Source organism: Sphingomonas sp. FUKUSWIS1, assembly GCF_000733135.1.
GTDB classification, from domain to species: Bacteria; Pseudomonadota; Alphaproteobacteria; order Sphingomonadales; family Sphingomonadaceae; genus Sphingomonas; species Sphingomonas aerolata.
Genome location: NZ_JPJC01000182.1, coordinates 2,442 through 4,504 on the forward strand (window position 1 = coordinate 2,442; position 2,063 = coordinate 4,504).

The window sequence follows — 2,063 nt, forward strand, 5'->3', positions numbered from 1 at the left end:
GGCGACGTTGGGTGGCAGGACGTTCAGGAAGGATTCGACCGCACGGATCGTCTCGGTGCTCTGGCCGAACAGCGACAGGATAGCAGCCGCCACGATGAAGAACGGAAAGACCGTCATCAGCGCAAGATAGGCGAGGTTGCCCGCGTGGATGAAGCCGTCGTTGAACACGCCGACCGCGGCGCGCTTGACGACCTCGAACGCATGGCTGCCCGGCTTGACCTTCGCCATGCCGCGATTGAGGCGCCGGCGCGTGCCGCCGTGGTCGTGGGCACGCGCCTCGGGCGTAAGATTGCTGTCGTTCACAAGGCGTTCAGACGCCCATGGCCCCCCGCGGGTTCCCGGTATTGCTCTTCGCCCAGCCCTCGACGAAGTCGGCAAGAGCCTTGTTGTCGGCCGGAATGTCGATCATCAACGTGACGAGCTGATCGCCGCGGCCACCGGTTTTCTTGTGGAAGCCCTTGCCCTTGAGGCGCAGCGTCTTGCCCGAGGTCGTGCCCTTGGGGATCGTCAGCATCACCGGCTTTTCGACCGTCGGCACCTTGATCGAGCCGCCGAGCACCGCCTCGGCAAGGCTGATCGGCAGGTCGATGCGAACGTCATCGCCGTCGCGCGTGAAGAAGCGGTGGGGCTGGACATCGATCGTCAGGATCGCGTCGCCCGCGCCGCCCGGGCCCTGCTCGCCCTTGCCTGCGAGCTTCATCTGCGTGCCGCTCTCGACGCCTGCGGGCAGTTTCAGATCGAGCGTCTTGCCATCGGAGAGTGTGACGCGCTGGGGCTCGAGCGTCGCCGCGTCGACGAACGGGACCTGCAGGCGATAGGCGACGTTTTCGCCCTTGGGCTGCGGGCGCCGGCCGAAGCCGCTCGCGAACCCACCGCCACCGCCGCGCTGGGCGCCACCGAACAGCCCCTCGAAGATATCGCTCATGTCGGGGCCGCCGCTCTCATAGCCTTCGCTGCGAAAGCCGCCGCCGGGCTGAGGACGTCCGCCGCCGCCTCCGCCGAAACCGAACGGCGCGGCGGGGTTTCCGTCGCCATCGATCTCGCCGCGATCGAAGCGCGCGCGCTTGTCCTTGTCGTTCAGCAGATCGTACGCGTTGGTGACCTGGCTGAACTTCTCCGATGCCTTCGGATTGTCCTTGTTGCGATCGGGATGAAGCTCCTTGGCGAGCTTGCGATACGCCTTCTTGATGTCGGCTTCGTTCGCGTCGCGGGCAACGCCCAGGGTCTTGTACGGATCGGCCACTTAGGTCCCCACTCTGTCTTGCGGGTCTATGTGGGGCCGCCGCGGGCGCAACGCAATTCCCGTGCCGTGCGTTTGGCGGGCGAGAGGAGACGATGATGGCTGACAAGCAACCGATGCAGGGCGTGCCCGAGGGCGATGATGGTGCCAAGCAGAAGGACGGGGTGAACGACGCGCCGGCCAAGGACACGGGCGGCGAGAGTGGCGGCGGGTCCTATCCGAACCCGCATGAGGGGAAGGACTGACGCGCGTCTCGTCATTCCCGCGAAGGCGGGAACCCATACCGGCAATCCCGCGAGAGTATCGCAACCGTACGAGTATATGGGTCCCCGCCTCCGCGGGGATGACGACCGTGGAGCAGGCTACCCGGCGACCCGGACCGGTGCCTCGTCGAGCGGAGCGACGTCGACGCTTACGTCCATGCTCTGTGCGCCCGAGCCCAGCACCACGCCGTCGACCGGTGCGATCTCGGCATAATCGCGGCCGACCGCTATGACGATATGGTCGCTCGCCATCCAGATGCCGTTGGTCGGATCCATCCCGACCCAGCCATGCACCGGCCCGCACCACAGCAGCACCCAGGCATGCGTCGCGTCCGCGCCGACCAGCCGCGGCTGGCCCGCGGGCGGGATGGTGCGGATATAGCCAGACGCATAGGCGGCGGGCAGGCCGGCGGCGCGCAGGCCGGTGATCATGATCTGCGCGAAATCCTGGCACACGCCCTTGCGGTGGAGGAACGCCTCGTGCGGCGGAGTGTCGACCAGCGTCGCATCCGCATCGAACACGAACTCGCGCTGGATGCGGCGGGCGAGTGCGATCCCCG

3 protein-coding genes and 1 pseudogene are annotated in these 2,063 nt (G+C 67.2%); 1 reads left to right on the top strand and 3 read right to left on the bottom strand.

The features are described from left to right. Together sphsw_RS20470 and sphsw_RS11465 are read right to left on the bottom strand one after the other, a co-directional pair. Window positions 1–303 (bottom strand): annotated as a pseudogene (locus sphsw_RS20470) (YihY/virulence factor BrkB family protein); the annotation flags it as partial. A gap of 7 nt (window positions 304–310) precedes the next feature. Next, window positions 311–1,243 carry a DnaJ C-terminal domain-containing protein gene (locus tag sphsw_RS11465; protein ID WP_031440738.1) on the bottom strand — a complete coding sequence of 311 codons (933 nt, stop codon included), beginning with the start codon at window positions 1,241–1,243 and terminating at the stop codon, window positions 311–313. Window positions 1,244–1,338: 95 nt separating this feature from the next. Between sphsw_RS11465 and sphsw_RS19810 the strand changes: the two genes are divergently transcribed. Next, window positions 1,339–1,485, top strand: coding sequence for a hypothetical protein (locus sphsw_RS19810; protein ID WP_160172635.1), 147 nt, complete (start codon window positions 1,339–1,341; stop codon window positions 1,483–1,485). Window positions 1,486–1,602: 117 nt separating this feature from the next. Here the strand turns inward: sphsw_RS19810 and sphsw_RS11470 are convergent. After that, a partial coding sequence (locus tag sphsw_RS11470) for a transglutaminase-like domain-containing protein (RefSeq protein WP_031440739.1) occupies window positions 1,603–2,063 on the bottom strand: 461 nt, incomplete at its 5' end.

Coding starts and splice junctions, on each gene's coding strand:
- sphsw_RS19810 (WP_160172635.1), top strand. CDS start 1,339: ATGGCTGACAAGCAACCGATGCAGGGCGTGCCCGAGGGCGATGATGGT.